The sequence below is a fragment of the Rhizobium grahamii CCGE 502 genome, assembly GCF_000298315.2.
GTDB classification, from domain to species: Bacteria; Pseudomonadota; Alphaproteobacteria; order Rhizobiales; family Rhizobiaceae; genus Rhizobium; species Rhizobium grahamii.
This window is the reverse complement of the sequence record NZ_AEYE02000011.1, coordinates 336,180-351,425: the sequence shown is the minus strand read 5'-3', so window position 1 is coordinate 351,425 and position 15,246 is coordinate 336,180. Positions and strand designations below refer to the sequence as shown.

General features: G+C 59.2%; 16 protein-coding genes, 1 tRNA gene and 1 pseudogene. 6 read left to right on the top strand and 12 right to left on the bottom strand.

Translation table 11 applies throughout. From position 1 onward, the window contains the following. Window positions 1–17: 17 nt before the first annotated feature. Together RGCCGE502_RS10055 and RGCCGE502_RS10050 are read right to left on the bottom strand one after the other, a co-directional pair. The gene (locus RGCCGE502_RS10055) at window positions 18–1,511 is read right to left on the bottom strand and encodes a mechanosensitive ion channel family protein (RefSeq protein WP_016554052.1); all 1,494 of its coding nucleotides are present in this window, start codon (window positions 1,509–1,511) and stop codon (window positions 18–20) included. Window positions 1,512–1,633: 122 nt separating this feature from the next. After that, window positions 1,634–1,996 (bottom strand): SDR family NAD(P)-dependent oxidoreductase, encoded by a 363-nt coding sequence (locus tag RGCCGE502_RS10050; protein WP_016554051.1) that lies wholly within the window; start codon window positions 1,994–1,996, stop codon window positions 1,634–1,636. 152 nt (window positions 1,997–2,148) lie between these two features. Between RGCCGE502_RS10050 and RGCCGE502_RS10045 the strand changes: the two genes are divergently transcribed. Beyond that, a complete protein-coding gene (locus tag RGCCGE502_RS10045) occupies window positions 2,149–2,451 on the top strand; it encodes a hypothetical protein (RefSeq protein ID WP_016554050.1) in 303 nt (100 codons plus the stop codon). A gap of 386 nt (window positions 2,452–2,837) precedes the next feature. Here the strand turns inward: RGCCGE502_RS10045 and RGCCGE502_RS10040 are convergent. Further along, window positions 2,838–3,233, bottom strand: a pseudogene (locus tag RGCCGE502_RS10040) (aldehyde dehydrogenase family protein); the annotation flags it as partial. A gap of 234 nt (window positions 3,234–3,467) precedes the next feature. Further along, window positions 3,468–3,552, bottom strand: a tRNA-Leu gene (locus RGCCGE502_RS10035). Between the two features lie 172 nt (window positions 3,553–3,724). Between RGCCGE502_RS10035 and lipB the strand changes: the two genes are divergently transcribed. Next, a complete protein-coding gene (lipB, locus tag RGCCGE502_RS10030; protein ID WP_040674302.1) occupies window positions 3,725–4,441 on the top strand; it encodes a lipoyl(octanoyl) transferase LipB in 717 nt (238 codons plus the stop codon). Window positions 4,442–4,510: 69 nt separating this feature from the next. Here the strand turns inward: lipB and RGCCGE502_RS10025 are convergent, their stop codons facing one another. Both RGCCGE502_RS10025 and RGCCGE502_RS10020 read right to left on the bottom strand, forming a co-directional pair. After that, window positions 4,511–4,879 (bottom strand): hypothetical protein, encoded by a 369-nt coding sequence (locus RGCCGE502_RS10025; RefSeq protein ID WP_016554046.1) that lies wholly within the window; start codon window positions 4,877–4,879, stop codon window positions 4,511–4,513. Window positions 4,880–5,128: 249 nt separating this feature from the next. Next, the gene (locus tag RGCCGE502_RS10020; RefSeq protein WP_016554045.1) at window positions 5,129–5,623 is read right to left on the bottom strand and encodes a peptide deformylase; all 495 of its coding nucleotides are present in this window, start codon (window positions 5,621–5,623) and stop codon (window positions 5,129–5,131) included. 168 nt (window positions 5,624–5,791) lie between these two features. On the opposite strand from RGCCGE502_RS10020, the gene mgtE reads away from it, so the two are divergent. After that, entirely contained in the window at window positions 5,792–7,204 is a 1,413-nt protein-coding gene (gene mgtE / locus RGCCGE502_RS10015) for a magnesium transporter (protein WP_016554044.1), read from the top strand. Window positions 7,205–7,280: 76 nt separating this feature from the next. Further along, window positions 7,281–7,673: a MerR family transcriptional regulator gene (locus RGCCGE502_RS10010; protein WP_016554043.1), complete on the top strand. Its 393-nt coding sequence runs from the start codon at window positions 7,281–7,283 to the stop codon at window positions 7,671–7,673. On the opposite strand, the gene RGCCGE502_RS10005 is transcribed toward RGCCGE502_RS10010, so the two are convergent. Together RGCCGE502_RS10005 and RGCCGE502_RS10000 are read right to left on the bottom strand one after the other, a co-directional pair. Continuing rightward, complete coding sequence (locus tag RGCCGE502_RS10005) at window positions 7,674–8,660, bottom strand: heparan-alpha-glucosaminide N-acetyltransferase (RefSeq protein ID WP_016554042.1); 987 nt, start codon at window positions 8,658–8,660, stop codon at window positions 7,674–7,676. Continuing rightward, entirely contained in the window at window positions 8,661–9,425 is a 765-nt protein-coding gene (locus tag RGCCGE502_RS10000; RefSeq protein ID WP_016554041.1) for a DUF599 domain-containing protein, read from the bottom strand. It lies immediately after the preceding gene. Between the two features lie 185 nt (window positions 9,426–9,610). Between RGCCGE502_RS10000 and RGCCGE502_RS09995 the strand changes: the two genes are divergently transcribed. Both RGCCGE502_RS09995 and RGCCGE502_RS09990 read left to right on the top strand, forming a co-directional pair. Then, window positions 9,611–11,017, top strand: coding sequence for an L-serine ammonia-lyase (locus tag RGCCGE502_RS09995; protein WP_016554040.1), 1,407 nt, complete (start codon window positions 9,611–9,613; stop codon window positions 11,015–11,017). 59 nt (window positions 11,018–11,076) lie between these two features. Beyond that, window positions 11,077–11,514: a DUF1489 family protein gene (locus tag RGCCGE502_RS09990; RefSeq protein ID WP_016554039.1), complete on the top strand. Its 438-nt coding sequence runs from the start codon at window positions 11,077–11,079 to the stop codon at window positions 11,512–11,514. A gap of 3 nt (window positions 11,515–11,517) precedes the next feature. On the opposite strand, the gene RGCCGE502_RS09985 is transcribed toward RGCCGE502_RS09990, so the two are convergent. From RGCCGE502_RS09985 to RGCCGE502_RS09965, 4 genes are all read right to left on the bottom strand, one after another. Continuing rightward, window positions 11,518–11,796 carry a hypothetical protein gene (locus tag RGCCGE502_RS09985; RefSeq protein WP_016554038.1) on the bottom strand — a complete coding sequence of 93 codons (279 nt, stop codon included), beginning with the start codon at window positions 11,794–11,796 and terminating at the stop codon, window positions 11,518–11,520. Window positions 11,797–11,905: 109 nt separating this feature from the next. Then, window positions 11,906–13,378 carry a D-alanyl-D-alanine carboxypeptidase gene (locus RGCCGE502_RS09980; RefSeq protein ID WP_176705684.1) on the bottom strand — a complete coding sequence of 491 codons (1,473 nt, stop codon included), beginning with the start codon at window positions 13,376–13,378 and terminating at the stop codon, window positions 11,906–11,908. Between the two features lie 117 nt (window positions 13,379–13,495). Continuing rightward, window positions 13,496–14,248 (bottom strand): hypothetical protein, encoded by a 753-nt coding sequence (locus RGCCGE502_RS09970; RefSeq protein WP_016554035.1) that lies wholly within the window; start codon window positions 14,246–14,248, stop codon window positions 13,496–13,498. 228 nt (window positions 14,249–14,476) lie between these two features. After that, entirely contained in the window at window positions 14,477–15,082 is a 606-nt protein-coding gene (locus RGCCGE502_RS09965; protein WP_016554034.1) for a transglutaminase-like cysteine peptidase, read from the bottom strand. Between the last annotated feature and the right edge of the window lie 164 nt (window positions 15,083–15,246).

The window sequence follows — 15,246 nt, the reverse complement described above, 5'->3', positions numbered from 1 at the left end:
TCGAGCGGCCGAGTAGCTTAATGAGGAAGCCTGAACAGGTGCCGTATCTTGGCCGCCAGTGAAATCGGATGCGCCTCCGCACCAGCGCTGCCATCGGCCTTTAAGTGCTCCTCGGTCTCCATGCGCTTCGCCAAGAGCTGGCTCAGTTCCTCCACGAGCGCCGGACGTTCGTGCATCACGCTCGCGAGATGGTCCTTCGAGATTTCGTAGACGACGACGAAGGTGAGGGCGCGCATCGTGGCAGGCTCCGGCGCGCCCATCAGAACCCCACGTTCGCCGAATAGATCTCCAGGTGCCAGTCGGGTCAGCTCCTCGCGCCCGCCATCGTCGTCGTCCAGCTCGACCGACACGACTCCGCTGCGCACGATCATCAGAGACGTCATTGAGGCATTCTGCGGTGCGATCACCACCCCCTTCTTGAACGTGCAACGCGTCATGCTATTCGCGACGGTCTCCATCTCGTCTTCCGTGAGAGCAGAGAACAGCGGGATCGATGTCAGGAGCCGCCAAGGCGTGCCGGGATGTTTGGAAGAGTCTGACGACGCCGCTTCCATCTGAACGTTCGCCGCCGTCGAGAGCTGGATGCCTGCGGCCTTTGCATGCCGATAGACCAGATCGAAGATCTCGTTCTTGGCAATTCCGGTTTGGCCGAGGCTGGCGACCTTGAAGGACAACTCGACTTCGACCGCGGAACCGTCGAGACCTGTGACTGACACTGACGGTGGAGGGAACTTCAGAATCGAGTTCGCGCTGAGGAGCACCGTTTTCATCGTCTCCTCGATGGCCGCCGGCGTTCGTGTCGGAAGTGCCCTGATGACCACCTTGGCTCCATCGACAGAGTCAGTACCCGTAAGATTAATCAGCGTGGCCTTGGCGAGTGTGCTGTTGGGAACGATCACTAGGTCGTTCGTGTCGTTCAGGAGATGCGTCGAACGCCAGTTCGTTTCGACCACCTGACCGCGGACGCCTCCTTCGACCTCGATCCAGTCGCCGACGGTGTACGGACGTCCAAGATTCAGTGCGATCCCGGAAAAAACGTCGTTCAGGGTACTCTGTAGTGCGAGACCCAGCACGATGGCGAAGACCCCGGAGGTAGCGATCAGGGTTCGCACCGGAAGGTCGAACACGAAGGCTATGATGGAGAGAGCCGCACCGAGATAGATAAAAGCGACCAGCAAGTCCTGGATCAAGCGTCCTTCTCGGGGCTTTCGCTCGAAGATGAGGTAGACGCGCACTGAGCTGGCCAGAACCATCGCGCCGCCAGCCCACCATGTTGCCTTGGCCACGCCTATGAATATCCGGTGCGTTAGATCGTCGTCCGCGATACCAGTGGTCCAGGGGGCGACATTGTTGCCCACGAGCAAGATGGTAAGGATGACGAAGAATACTATGTGAACGAGGAACCGCTGTGTCTGCCTCCCGCGGACGAGAGTTCTGGCGAACACCAGAACGAGGACAAGCGCTGCGAACTGGGTGATCGGATCGAGCGCAAGGCGCAGGACGTTGTCCATGGATGTCATCTTCACGTGGCCTGTTGATGTCCGCGCTATTGACAGTGCAGGAGCATCCCTCGTCAAGAAGGCGCGTGACTGCGGGCTGCGTGGCGGTCGCACGAAGCGACCGCCACCGGAAATTAGTCCTGAGCCTTGCCTCCGTCGGCGAAGAGCTCGACGCCGTTGACGAAGCTGGAGTCGTCTGAGGCCAGGAAAAGCGCAGCCTTCGCGATCTCCTCCGGCTCACCGACGCGGCCCAACGGGATCGTGGACGTGAGCGCATCAAGGAAGCCTGCTGTGCGCGTTCTTGTCGTCGCCGACCAGTTCGACGAGGCCGGGGGGGTGCGGGTCGGCCCAGGCGACAGCACGTTCACGCGAACGCCCGTACCCTTGAGGCCGAGCGCCCAGGAGCGGGCAAGGTTGCGGACCGCTGCCTTCGAAGCCGAGTAGACCGAGAACGCTTCGGTTTCTTCGATGCTGGTTGTGGAGCCGATCAGGATCACCGAAGATCTTTGCCGAGAAGGGAAGCGCCTTCTGCACGCCTTAAGCTGCTTTGACCCGGATTGGGCGGTGCGGCCCTTATGCTGCCATCGTTTGTGGCGAACAACGGCCAGCCGACGTCCGGCCCTATACGAAATGACATAAGGAATTTTAGATGCCAAAGATCGCGATTGCCACAGCGACTGCACTGCTTGCCATTGCGCCACTGGCCCATGCATCAAGCGACGCGGCGTGGAACGCGCTCTATGCAAAGGCCAATGGCACCTGCATCGGGCAATCACGCATGGTGTCTCCGGAGGCGACCGCCCCAGTCGTTTTCGATGATGCCACCGCAAAGGTCGCTGTCCTGCTTAGAGAGAAGAACCCCAAGACGAAGAAACTCGTCAATGTGATCTGCCTGTACGACAAGAAGTCCGGCAAGGCGTCGATCGCTGAGTATCGATGGTTGGGTCAGTAATACAGTCGCGGCGCGCCTCCCGAAACGAATTGCTGCTTCCGATATTCTCCGAGTGTCGCCTGGCGGGATCGCCCCAAACCTCAGGACGGTCCAGTCCTCGTGCGTCGGGCGATGCTAATTCGCTTCAGCACAACTGCGTCGTCGGATTCCGCGACGGCGTTTTTTGGGGATTGCTTCCGCTCAGGCGCTCATGCGCCTCTTTATCGAGGAGGCAAGAAGCTCCTTGAAATCAACGGCGATGCGGCCGTCGCGGCTCGCATCTGCGGAGGCTCGGTCGAGTAACGGCGCGTACCCGAGTCTTTCTTCCTGGTCTGCTAGGCCACGCCGAGGCGGCCCGACGTACGAATCAGGGCCGCCGACGCAACGTTCGGCGGCCCTGGCCTCAACTATCGCAGCACCTCGGGAAGAAGTGTGCATGAAAAGTCCTGGTAGGATACGGGCCTCAGGAAACGGTCGATGGCCAGCGTTGCGACGGATGTGGATCGACCGTCTGCGGTTGCAGGGTAAGGACCGCCATGGACCATCGCCGGAGAGACTTCGACACCCGTTCCGAAACCGTTTACGAGCAGGCGGCCGGCAAGCATCTCAAGCTTAGGAACGAGACGGCGAGCATCGGCCTCGTCGTCGTCGGAGACGAACATCGCCACCGTCAGCTGCCCCTCCAGAGCGTCGATGACCGCTTCGAGTTCCGCGAGGTCCCGGCAGCGAACGACGAGGCCAGCGGCGCCGAACACCTCATCCTGAAGCTCATGATGTTCCAGAAGCGCGGATGCGGTGGTCTCCGGTGTCATTGTGGACGACACGGACCGAAAGAGCGCTCGCTTGTCAGCTTTACGTCCGGGGAAGGCGCACCGGGCAATTCAAAAAACAGTCAATATAAAGCTGAAGGACCCAACCATCGCTTCGCATTCGTAAAAATAACTATTTTTTGAGCCAAAGATTAGAACAAAGCTGAGCCACAAAAGACCCAGTCGCCAACCGAAAAGATCAACGAAAACAATCCTCCTGAGAGGAGATGGTGCGGTCGAGAAGACTCGAACTTCCACGGGTTGCCCCACAGCGACCTCAACGCTGCGCGTCTACCAATTCCGCCACGACCGCATCGTGGTAGGTGCCGGTTTGTGCCGGCGACGCAGCATGTAGCAAAAGGTTTTTCGAGACACAAGGGCGATATGACAGATTTTTTCAAAACAGATCACAGCATTTGAATCGCCTTCGAAACGGGGCCATATAAGCCTTCGCAGCGCTGCCTCCAGAGCAGCCTCGGCAAGGAATGGCTATGTTACGCACAGATCTCGAATACTCCATGATGCCGGCCGAAGGGTCACGGCCGGTCCGATGGCGCATCGCCGACGGGCTGGTGCCTTATCTGGAGGCTGTGGAAAACATGGAGCGCGAGGTCGCTGCGATTGCCGAAGGCGGCGACGAGCTCGTCTGGCTCGTGGAACATCCACCTCTCTATACAGCCGGGACCAGCGCCGACCCCCAAGACCTGGTGCAGCCAGATCGATTCCCTGTCTTCGCAACGGGACGCGGCGGCGAATATACCTATCACGGACCGGGCCAACGCGTTGCCTACGTTATGCTCGACCTGAAACGTAGACGCCAGGACGTGCGCGCCTTTGTTGCTGCGCTCGAGGAAGTGGTCATCCGCACGCTTGATTCGATGAACGTCCGCGGCGAGCGGCGCGAGGACCGGGTTGGCGTCTGGGTACGCAGGCCCGATAAGGCAGCTCTGCGCGATGGCACGATGGCCGAAGACAAGATCGCAGCGCTGGGCATCCGGCTGCGGAAGTGGGTGACCTTTCACGGGCTCTCACTGAACGTCGAACCGGATCTCGACCATTTCAGCGGAATCGTCCCGTGCGGGATTTCGGCCTACGGCGTAACGAGCCTCATCGATCTCGGGCTGCCGGTTATGATGGCCGATGTCGACATCCTCCTTCGGCAGGCATTCGAATCGGTTTTCGGAGAGACGGTCAACGACTAAGGGAACGGGCTCACCCTTCTAGTGAGTGACAAAGGGCCGGATAAGCAGCCAGCCCTTTGCTGCGGTTCGCTATTTATCGCCGATGTCGCGGCAGGCATCGGAATGTGATGCCCCGCTATCGCCGCCGGCGGTATGCACCTTGGAGTTCGTCTTCATGTAGTCGCAGTCGGGCAGGGGCTTGATGCTGGCCGTCGTCGTCCTGTCAACGTTCGGCGACATATGAGTAGGCGCAAATCCGTCGCTGTCATTCGTGTAGTCGTTGGAATATTCGGGTGCTTTGCGATTGACGTAGTGGACCGGCTTCTTCGCCGTTGTCTGGACGGGCGCGAACCCGTCACTGTCATTGCTGTAGTCGTTCGAGTACTGAGTTTGAGCGAAGGCCGCACCTGCAAGGCCGAGGACGAGAATGGAAGTGGCGGCAGCAAATCTGAAGCGCATGGAATATCTCCTCAATTCTTCGTTGTAATCACAACGATACCAAACCCTCGGCAACGAAGACTTCGCGCTCGAATTGCGGCAAGAATGTGAGTGAAAAATCACGTGGGCAGCGCCGCTTTATCAAATGAAATCACAGATGCGCGACCCGATTTGACAGCTTTGTGATAGTACCCTGTTTTCTAAGCCACGGCGGGTATCCAGCAAACTTTACACAATCAAAGAGGGATCGTTTATTCCTCTGCACCACTGTTACGCACGCGACTTCTCCCACCGTTTCACCAACCGCTCGCGCTTGAGTCTCGACAGGCGTTGTATCCAGAAGACACCGTCGAGCTGATCGATCTCGTGCTGGATGCAGACTGCGAGGAATCCCTCCGCATCCTCCTCCTGCTCAGCCCCAGCCAGATCACGGTAGCGAACGCGAATAGCCTTGGGCCGCACAACCTCGTCGGTCACACCAGGCATCGAGACACTTCCTTCGATATGGCGAATCGTCTCGTCGGACGCAAAACTGATTTCAGGATTGACGTAGTGGCGCACGCCTTCGCCGCGGCTGAACTCTATGACGACTACCCGAAGAAAAACGCCGATGTGGGCAGCGGTAATGCCTACCCCGGGCGCGGCCCGCAACGTATCCAGAAGATCATCAGCGAGTCCACGAAGGCTTTGGTCAAAAACCTCGACGGGCCTGCAAACGGTTCTGAGACCGACGTCGGGGAAACGCAATATTGGGCGGACAGCCACTGCCAAGGCTCCTCATTCAAGATGGAGGGAAACTATCGTTGCGCAGGCGCATTGTCATCCAGGCAAGGCGTTTGCGGCTGGACGGACCTCTAGCTTTCCGCTAGCACGAATCTCGACACTTCGGCGCTTAGTCATTGAACTTCAAACGAGATGCGAGGGCGGCAAATCATGACGAACGACGCAGAAGAGCTCGTCCGCCCGCGGCCAGATAGCGGCGAAACCGACATCTATGATGAAAATGGCAACGTCCGTGGCGATTTCCTCGCGCTGGTCGGCGCAGCCATCGCCGATCGCGACACGATCTTCCTGCGCCAACACGTCGCGCGGCTGCACGAATCGGAAATAGGCGACCTCCTCGAATCGCTGCAGCCCGACCAACGACTTGCACTCGTTCGCCTGCTTGGCGACGAATTCGACATGACGGCGCTGACGGAGGTCGACGAAACGATTCGTCGCGAGATCGTCGACCAGATGCCGAACGAGCAGATCGCCGCGGCAATCGGTGAACTCGATTCGGACGACGCTGTTTACATTCTCGAGGACCTCGACACCGAGGACCGGGAAGAAATCCTTGCGCAGCTGCCGTTTACCGAACGGGTGCGGTTGCGGCGCGCACTTGACTACCCGGAAAGCTCGGCTGGGCGCCGCATGCAGACCGAATTCGTCGCTGTTCCGCCGTTTTGGACGGTCGGCCAGACGATCGACTACATGCGCGACGAGGAGGACCTGCCGTACTCGTTCTCGCAGATCTTCGTTATCGACCCGACATTCAAACTGTTGGGTGCCGTCGATCTGGACAAGATCCTGCGCACAAAGCGGCAATCCAAAATCGAATCCATCATGCGGGAGACGAATCACCCGATTCCCGCGGAGATGGATCAGGAAGAAGCGGCCCAGCTCTTTGAGCAGTACGACCTTCTCTCAGCCGCCGTCGTCGACGAGAATGACAGGCTGGTGGGCGTCCTCACGATCGATGACGTCGTCGACGTCATCCACGAGGAGGCAGACGAAGACATCAAGCGCCTTGGCGGCGTCGGCGACGAAGAACTGTCCGACAATGTCTTCTCGACCGTGCGCTCGCGCTTTCTCTGGCTGGTGATCAATCTCGGGACAGCGCTGTTGTCGGCAAGCGTCATTGGCCTGTTCGACGAATCGATCGAGAAGATGATCGCGCTGGCCGTGCTGATGCCGATCGTGGCGTCCATGGGTGGCAATGCAGGAACACAGACGATGACGGTCACCGTCCGCGCCTTGGCGACCGGCGACATCGACATCTACAACGCCGGTCGCATCATTCGTAGAGAGGCGGGGGTCGGCGTGGCCAACGGCGCGCTCTTCTCCGTCATCATGGGCGCGATTGCCGCTACGTGGTTCCACGACTACCAGCTAGGCTTCGTAATCGGCGCGGCGATGGTCATCAATCTCTTTGCAGCGGCGCTTGCCGGAATTCTGTTGCCGTTGCTATTGGATAAAGTCGGCGCAGATCCCGCCATCGCGTCCTCTGTTTTCGTCACGACCGTGACTGATTGCACAGGCTTTTTTGCGTTTCTCGGCATCGCGACATGGTGGTTTGGAATTTAGCCGGCTCGAATTCGCCTGCAGAAATTGACTATTACGTAAAAGTCAATATTATCGGTTCTTCAATGGTGGGGAACCTATGCCGGTCAGCAAATACTATAGCATAACCGAGTTGACACGCGAGTTTGGAGTATCGACGCGTACGCTTCGGTTCTACGAAGACGAAGGCTTGATCCATCCGGAGCGACGCGGACGCACGCGACTGTTCCGTCCGGCGGATCGCCGTCTGATCCAGGAAATCCTGCGTGGCCGGCGCATCGGCTTCACCATCGCGGAAATCCGCGAGATCATCCAGGTCTACAAGGAGCCACCCGGCGAGCTCGGTCAGCTGAAGCTCCTGATGAAACGCGTGGACGAGAAACGCGAAGATCTGCGCCAGAAGCGCAAGGATATCGACGATACCCTCGCCGAACTCGACAATATTGAAGAGGCATGCCTCGGTCGGCTGGCCGACATCGGCGTCGGCACCTGATTATTGGGTGTTGGCGCTGCACTCGCTGGCAAGCGCCATGATCCGTCCGTCATCCGGCTTGACGGCGCCAGACTGGAATTCCGTGAAGAGGTTTTGCGCCTGTAACGCATCAAGAGTGCACTGGCAGAAGCTGCGGCATAGCGCTTCGCCTTCCTGCATCATGCAAGAGGCATTGCATTGCCTCAGGTAGGTTTCGACGGGGTCCGGCTTAGCAGGCGGAACAATTAGGGATAGCCCGTAGGCGACCGCGATCAACACAGGTTGATGAATAAGGTAGAAGGCGAGGCTATGACGCCCAACCTTTGCCGGCAGGCTTGAACCCGTGCCAAGCTTGGCAAGCCTCTCTAGCAGCCCCGTCCTCATGGCAATCAGAGCCGCTGTCATGCCAAGCAGGAAGGACACCGCCCAGGGGAAGATCGGGACAAAGTCGTTCGATCTTTGCGGCATCTCCGCCAAGCCGATCCAGGCGAGGTAGCGCGGATTGAAGATCGGCGAGCGCAACAGATCCGGCGCGACCCATGTATCAACAACCCATGCCGCGGCAACTGCAGCGGTCGCGGCGATGGTGACAGGCAAGGGTAGACGCAGGAAGACAAGCCCGAGCAGGCTTAGGACTGCGATGCAATGGAGGATGCCGAAGAAGATCCATTCGCCGGGGAAAACGAACCACGTCACCACTGAAATCGCAAGCGCTGCGGCGGCGATCATTGCAAGCCGCTTCCAGAACGACCGCCAGCGGATCTCCGGCGTGTTTGCGAGGACCAGGCTGACGCCGACAATGAACAAGAATGTCGATGCGATGGCGCGGGCGTAGAGCTTCAGCCAGCCGGTCTCAGCGGTGCCTGGAGCGAGGTAGCCCATGAACTCCATATCCCAGGTAAAATGGTAGGTCGCCATTGCCAGCAGGGCGACACCGCGCGCTGTATCCAGCAAGCCGATGCGAGGCGGCCTGACGCTCACATGTGTTTCCGTTGCCAAAGCGGTCATTCACAGTCCCTCGGATGAGTCGCCGCCATCGGTAGACGGCTTGGCGCGGGGAACAGGAGAAAGGTGGAGATTTGATGGCGGTTGGACGTCCATGATCGCCAGCCGCGCCTCGGAGAAAAACTGCCGCCTCGTCAGCACGACAATCACGATCGTTGTCGTCAGCATGAAGACATAGGGATTGATGAACCAGCCGAGGTAGCCGATCGACAGGAAAATGGCGCGCAGCCCCTCGTTGAAATGACCCGCTGCAATGATGTTCATGCGGATGACGCGTTCCGCCGCCCGCTCAGCGGCAATCACATCCTGTTCGGTGTCACGCATCATCGGAATCGAACCGAAAAGGATCGTGCAATAGTTAAATAGGCGGTACGACCAACCAAACTTGAAAAAGGCATAGCCGAAAAGCGCTGCCAGCCCGCCGACCTTCATTTCAAAGACCGCATGCCCGCTATGAAAGACGTAGGGCAGATCGGCGAAGACGGCATCAACCTTTTCCGTGGCGCCCAGCAGGGCAAAGCAGCTGCCGATAGCGAAAATCGACGTCGATGCAAAGAATGCGGTGCCATTCTGCAGGCCGGCCATGATCTGGGTGTCGATCATCTTCAAATCGCGCCGCAGCGAATTGTAGATCCACTCGCGCCGGCGTTCCCGCATGGCATGGGTCAGGCTAGTTCTGCCGAAGAAGCTCGAGCTGTGCAGCAGGCGCGCATAGCCGAACCAGATCGCTGCAAAGAAGACCAGTGCAATGTAATCCGCTGTCGTCATCATTATATTGAATCAGGCTCCCGTCGCCGCGCCACTCTACAGATGCGGGCGCACGTCGCAATGACTGGCAAGTCGCAGCACTTCGTTTTACAGATGTCGCACGCGTGAAATGCCATGTCGGTCCATCGCAGGGATCGTGAGAGCCGGTAGCGTAGGTTTGCGCAGCAACTTAACAGGACGCAGTCATGTTCCTTTCCGTTTTCGACGTCTTCAAGATCGGTGTCGGGCCCTCCAGTTCGCACACGATGGGTCCTATGACTGCAGCCAACCGATTCCTCGATCTCATTCTGTCGAACGATTGGCCGCGACCGACTTCTGGCGCGCAGGTCGCGTCCATAAAGGTCAGCCTGCACGGTTCGCTCGCACATACCGGGATCGGACACGGGACGGGCAGGGCCGTCATTCTCGGCCTGATGGGCGAGCAGCCTGACAGCGTCGATCCGGACAAGATGGACGGAATCATCAATCAGGTGGAGCGCTCCGAGCGCATCTCACCGCCTAGGCATCCGAGCTATGGCTTCCAACCGAAGACCGACCTTGTTTTCGACAAGAAACAGCCTCTGCCGGGCCATGCCAACGGCATGTCGTTTTCCGCTTTCGACAAGGACGGTCGGATGCTGATCAAGCGCATCTATTATTCCGTCGGCGGCGGCTTCGTCGTGACTGACACCGAACTCGAGCAGATGCGCGCGAAGAAGAAGGCACCCTCCGATTCGCTGAAGGTTCCGTATCCTTTCTCTTCGGCCAAGCAGATGCTCGACATGGCCGCGCGTTCCGGCCTCTCGATCGCCCAGATGAAGCGCGCCAATGAGGAAACGGAACGCAGCCGCGAGGAACTGGACGCAGGTCTTGATCGGATCTGGGAAGCAATGCGCTCCTGCATCGAACGCGGCCTCAAGGTCGATGGCATCATGCCAGGTGGGCTGAACGTTCGCCGCCGCGCTCGCTCGATCCACGACAAGCTGCAGGAGGAATGGCGCAGCAACCGCATCAACCCGCTGCTCGCAAACGATTGGCTGAGTGTCTACGCCATGGCCGTCAACGAGGAGAATGCTGCCGGCGGCCGTGTCGTGACCGCTCCGACGAACGGTGCTGCCGGCGTCATTCCAGCAACGATCCGCTACTACGAGCATTTTCACGATGATTGGGACCAGAAAGGCATCCGCGACTACTTGCTGACCGCGGCGGCGATCGGTGGGATCATCAAGCACAACGCCTCGATCTCCGGCGCAGAGGTCGGCTGTCAGGGCGAAGTAGGCTCTGCGGCCGCCATGGCGGCCGCCGGTCTTGCTGCGGTTATGGGCGGCACGCCAGAGCAGATCGAGAACGCCGCCGAAATAGCGCTGGAACATCATCTCGGCATGAGCTGCGATCCGGTCGCGGGCCTCGTGCAGGTCCCCTGTATCGAACGAAATGCCCTCGGCGCGGTCAAGGCGGTTACAGCCGCCTCGCTTGCAATCAAAGGCGACGGCAAGCACTTCGTTCCGCTCGACGCGTGCATCGAAACCATGCGGCAGACGGGCAACGACATGAGCGAGAAGTACAAGGAGACATCCACCGGCGGGCTTGCTGTCAATGTCGTGGAATGTTGACTTTGTGGACATGCGACTTGCCGCTTGACGCTGCCTGATAAAAGGACTTCAACGGCGGCATGGCATTGCATCTCATTAAACTGTGTGTCGGCGCGGACTCGATCGACGATCTCCGTGAATGGGTCGCCGAACGCTCTCTCCGGGCGATTGCGGCCGGGCTGGAGCCGCATTCCGTGCATACGACGAGGATGGTCCCGAAGCGCGTCGAGGAATTGCTCGACGGCGGTTCACTCTACTGGGTGATAAAGGGGCAAGTTCAGGCGCGCCAGAAACTTCTCGACATCCAGACTTTTACAGATGGCGAGGGAATCTCGCGTTGCCATCTTGTGCTGGGGCCCGAAGTCATCGAAACGGCGGTACAGCCGAAACGTGCGTTCCAAGGCTGGCGCTATTATCCGCAGGACGATGTGCCGCGCGATCTGAACAGCCTCGGAGAGGGGATTGCCGAAATGCCCGCGGACCTTCGCCGCGAGCTCTCTGAACTCGGCCTACTATGACTATCAGCGCAGGCGCAGCGTAACCGGCGACCGCCCTTCAGGGCAGGTGACATGAAGGTGGATACTGGCTTCCGCCTGCGAGCAGCGCCATGCTCGCGCGCCGTGGCACAGCAACAGATTGATCAGGTCCTTGGTCTTTGCCGATTTCGGCTTCTGCCGCTGCAACCCAACCTCTGCTAGTCGCAAGGCAGCCTCATGCAGTGGGTGCAAACCGGCTCGCGGATTCTTGCCGGTTACCCGACCATGTGGCGGAAACTCCGGAACATTCTCGTTGATCGCCATTCTCATCCTCGTACGCATTACAAACCGAGTCTCAGAACTACGTCGGATCAAACACACCGATCACGACGCTTTGGGCTGCCGCCTGTAATATCAGGCGGCAGTCCTTTGATCATTGGGCCGTGGCCCAGCACTTCACACCAGCACGTTTCAGCGCGTTGCAGGCGTTTACTGCAGAGCGCTGATCATCGAAGCCGCCGAAACGGGCACGATAACTTCCTGCATTTGCGACTGCGATAGGCTTGGCAGAGCGTAGAGCCTTGCCCGCCTTGTCCTTGGCGCTGTCGAGCAGATCCATTGCGCCTTCCTTGCTGGCAGAAACACCGATCTGGACGGCCCAGCCGGCAAGCTGCGGCTCCTTGGTCGAAGCGGTCGTCAGCTCGTCGACAGAGGTGTCACCCTGCTCAGGCGGCACGTAGGCGGGCGCAGGCGTCGGCGTGGCCACAGAGGCCTGCTTGATCGCCTGCGTCTTGACCTTCGTGGGCGCCGGCATTTCCTGCTGGAGCAGCGGGTTGTCAGACTTGGACTTGGCGACGTCTGCATAAGCGACTTGCGCAGATGCTGGCTGATAGCGGGTATCCGGGGTCGGCGCCGTGCGCGGCAGGGTGACCTCCGGCGCAGCCGAGGCGACGCGCGTTTCGGCCACAGGCGCTGCCGGTTGCGGCGCGCTCCGGGCGATCAGATCCGAGGAACCGCCACGGCTGGAGGCCTTCGGCAGATAGGCTGCGATCAACTTACGCATCTGGTTGTCACGGGCAGGCGTCGAAGCACCGCCGAGAACAACGCCAACGATCGATTTGCCATCGACTTGAACGGAACTCACCAGATTGAAGCCGGCCGCGCGGGTATAGCCAGTCTTGATGCCATCGACGCCGCGGACGGAGCCAACAAGGCGGTTATGGCTACGGATAACGCGGCTGCCGAACTTAAAGCTCTGCGTGGAGAAATAGCCGTAATACTGCGGAAAATGCTGGCGAAGGGCGATACCGAGTCGAGCCTGGTCACGCGCCGTCGTCATCTGTGCGGTATTCGGGAGACCATTGGCATTGCGGTAGGTTGTGCGCGTCATACCGAGCGCATGCGCCTTGGCGGTCATTACCTGCGCGAAGCGATCTTCCGAACCGGCTAGTAACTCGCCGAGAGCCGTGGAGGCATCGTTGGCCGAAAGCGTGACAAGGCCGAGAATCGCCTGCTCGACGGTAATCGTGCCACCGGGGCGCACACCAAGTTTCGTCGGCGCTTGGGCGGAAGCATGTGCGGAGAAGGGAACAGAAGTGTCCAGGCGAACGCGGCCCTGCTCCAACGCCTCGAAGGTCAGATAGAGGGTCATCATCTTGGTGAGTGATGCCGGATACTGCAGCCGATCCGCATTCTCGCTGTAGAGAACGTTGCCGGTCTTCGCATCAACGACGATACCCGCATATTTGGAGTTGGCAGCCTCCGCATCGGCATCGATCGAGTCGGCCATAACGACAGCGGCAGCGAGAGACAGCGCTGTGATCGCTCTTATCAGGAAGTTGCGGGATCGCGATGGGGATACGGAGGAGACTGACCTTGGCACCACTATTCTACTCTTCGCTTGCATTTCGGAAATCAGAGAGATCGCCCACCCTCCTGGCACGATCCTTCTTTCGGCAAATTATCCGTCCTGGGTTACCAATCCGTTTATGATTAATCGTTTGTTTCGCCGCATCGGATCATTCTAGCGACCTGTCGCAGAAGCGTTCACAAGTCGAGCCTCCACAAAGTGGCGAATAGCGGCATCAATATGGTCCCAATCAGGCAGATGCGCGCTCGAGAACCGATAAAGCACAGTTAAATCGCGACCGACCCTGATGTCGCGCTGGCAATCGCCGCTGCTGGCCGTCTGCAACGTCAACGGCAAGGCGCAGCGCACGACGTAGGCGGGGGCATCAGCACGTGGCGCCGTCAACAGAACCTCGTCCGCGTAACCAGCGTCCGCTCGCAAGTGATGTAGCGTCATTCCATTGGCGAAGGGCACGCTATCGCCCTCGATCAGGTGCGAGTAGATCGGTTCCAGGCGCCCCGACATGTCCCTGGACATCGTGCTTTGCGCGATCTGGAGGAAGATGAGGCCCGACGACTGGGCAATATCATCGAAGCGCTCTCGATGCTCCTTGCTGTAGCCCTGCATTTCAGGCCAGGTGAGGTAGAGGTCCGCGCGCTCGGAAAGGCCGTCGTGTCGCTGGCTGGGAAAGCGCAATGTGTTTTCCGGCAGGCGGAGCGTATCGCGGCCGATCGTCAAAGTTACCGGAGCCGTTGAGTCCGTGTTGCCGGCGAGTGATATGCGAGCGCCGAACCAGCGCCCCCCGAAACTGATGACGAGCGTCAATGCTGCAAGGCAGGCAATAGCGACCGTAACGCGGACGATGAATCTGGTCGACAGGAGAGGCGATTCCTCGACCTCGTGGGCACGATGCGCTGGGTGGCTCATGGCGGCTTTCGGATGTCAGACCGCCGCGATAAAAACAGGAGCCGTCGGTGTCTATGATGATTTGCTCTATGATCCGGCAGCCGCGGTTAACGAACAGTTAAACGGCCCGTTGCAACAAAAAAACCGCTCCCGGGACAGCGGGAGCGGCTCTACAGCGCCGGTCAGGGACGGGGATGCGGGGGACGACCGGGCTGCATGGGTGTCGCCGGCAATCCGGCGATGTGGCGTTTACTTGACGCTGCCGACTGCCACGGCGCGGCCGTCCTGCAGCTTCACCCAACGTGTCGGATCGTCGGCGGACTGGCGCTTGAGGTAGGTGTATTCGGTGTCTGCCCAAAGCATGACCTTGTTGCGCATGTTATCGAGGATGAAATCGCCGCGATCCGTGCGGACGGTCAGCACTGCATGGCCTTCGCCATTTGGCTGCAGGACGACGGTCATCAGCAAATCGGACGGCGAGAAGCCGGCATCGATCAGCATCTTGCGCTTCAGCAGCGCATAGTCCTCACAATCGCCAACCGAACGAGGATAGGCCCAGCGCTCCTCGACCCCGTAGATTTCCTTGTCGGTCAACGGCGAGATCGACGAATTGACCTGGTAGTTTACCTTGAGGATTGCCTTCCATCGCTCTTCCGTCAGAAGGAGTTCACCTTGATCGCCAGCGGCGTTGGCACAATCGGCGGGCAGTTCCTTGCAGAATTGATAGGCGCCGATCGGCGGGCTCGCGTTGCCGAGAACCGTCATGTTTAGGGGGCTCGCTTGTCCCGAACCCACCGTCGCGATCAGCATCGCAGCAGCGACCAGACCACCTTTGATGAAAGTTGTTACCGTCATTTATCGTCTCCCCGTTGTGAGGAGAACTTGACACAGACGTTTTTACCCTGCGCAAAATTACGCAGTTAAATTAAAGGCTTAGTTGATTCAAACACGCAGAGAAATCGACTAAAAACAAGATCAAATGCCGCGAAAATTTGAAGCACATTCGCGCCAATTTTGAT

Coding starts and splice junctions, on each gene's coding strand:
- mgtE (WP_016554044.1), top strand. CDS start 5,792: ATGACGAACGACGCAGAAGAGCTCGTCCGCCCGCGGCCAGATAGCGGC.
- RGCCGE502_RS10000 (WP_016554041.1), bottom strand. CDS start 9,425: ATGACGACAGCGGATTACATTGCACTGGTCTTCTTTGCAGCGATCTGG.
- RGCCGE502_RS10055 (WP_016554052.1), bottom strand. CDS start 1,511: ATGGACAACGTCCTGCGCCTTGCGCTCGATCCGATCACCCAGTTCGCA.
- RGCCGE502_RS09970 (WP_016554035.1), bottom strand. CDS start 14,248: ATGAGCCACCCAGCGCATCGTGCCCACGAGGTCGAGGAATCGCCTCTC.
- RGCCGE502_RS09990 (WP_016554039.1), top strand. CDS start 11,077: ATGGCATTGCATCTCATTAAACTGTGTGTCGGCGCGGACTCGATCGAC.
- RGCCGE502_RS09980 (WP_176705684.1), bottom strand. CDS start 13,378: ATGCAAGCGAAGAGTAGAATAGTGGTGCCAAGGTCAGTCTCCTCCGTA.
- RGCCGE502_RS10005 (WP_016554042.1), bottom strand. CDS start 8,660: ATGACCGCTTTGGCAACGGAAACACATGTGAGCGTCAGGCCGCCTCGC.
- RGCCGE502_RS10025 (WP_016554046.1), bottom strand. CDS start 4,879: ATGCGCTTCAGATTTGCTGCCGCCACTTCCATTCTCGTCCTCGGCCTT.
- RGCCGE502_RS09985 (WP_016554038.1), bottom strand. CDS start 11,796: ATGGCGATCAACGAGAATGTTCCGGAGTTTCCGCCACATGGTCGGGTA.
- RGCCGE502_RS10045 (WP_016554050.1), top strand. CDS start 2,149: ATGCCAAAGATCGCGATTGCCACAGCGACTGCACTGCTTGCCATTGCG.
- RGCCGE502_RS09965 (WP_016554034.1), bottom strand. CDS start 15,082: ATGACGGTAACAACTTTCATCAAAGGTGGTCTGGTCGCTGCTGCGATG.
- RGCCGE502_RS09995 (WP_016554040.1), top strand. CDS start 9,611: ATGTTCCTTTCCGTTTTCGACGTCTTCAAGATCGGTGTCGGGCCCTCC.
- RGCCGE502_RS10010 (WP_016554043.1), top strand. CDS start 7,281: ATGCCGGTCAGCAAATACTATAGCATAACCGAGTTGACACGCGAGTTT.
- lipB (WP_040674302.1), top strand. CDS start 3,725: ATGGCTATGTTACGCACAGATCTCGAATACTCCATGATGCCGGCCGAA.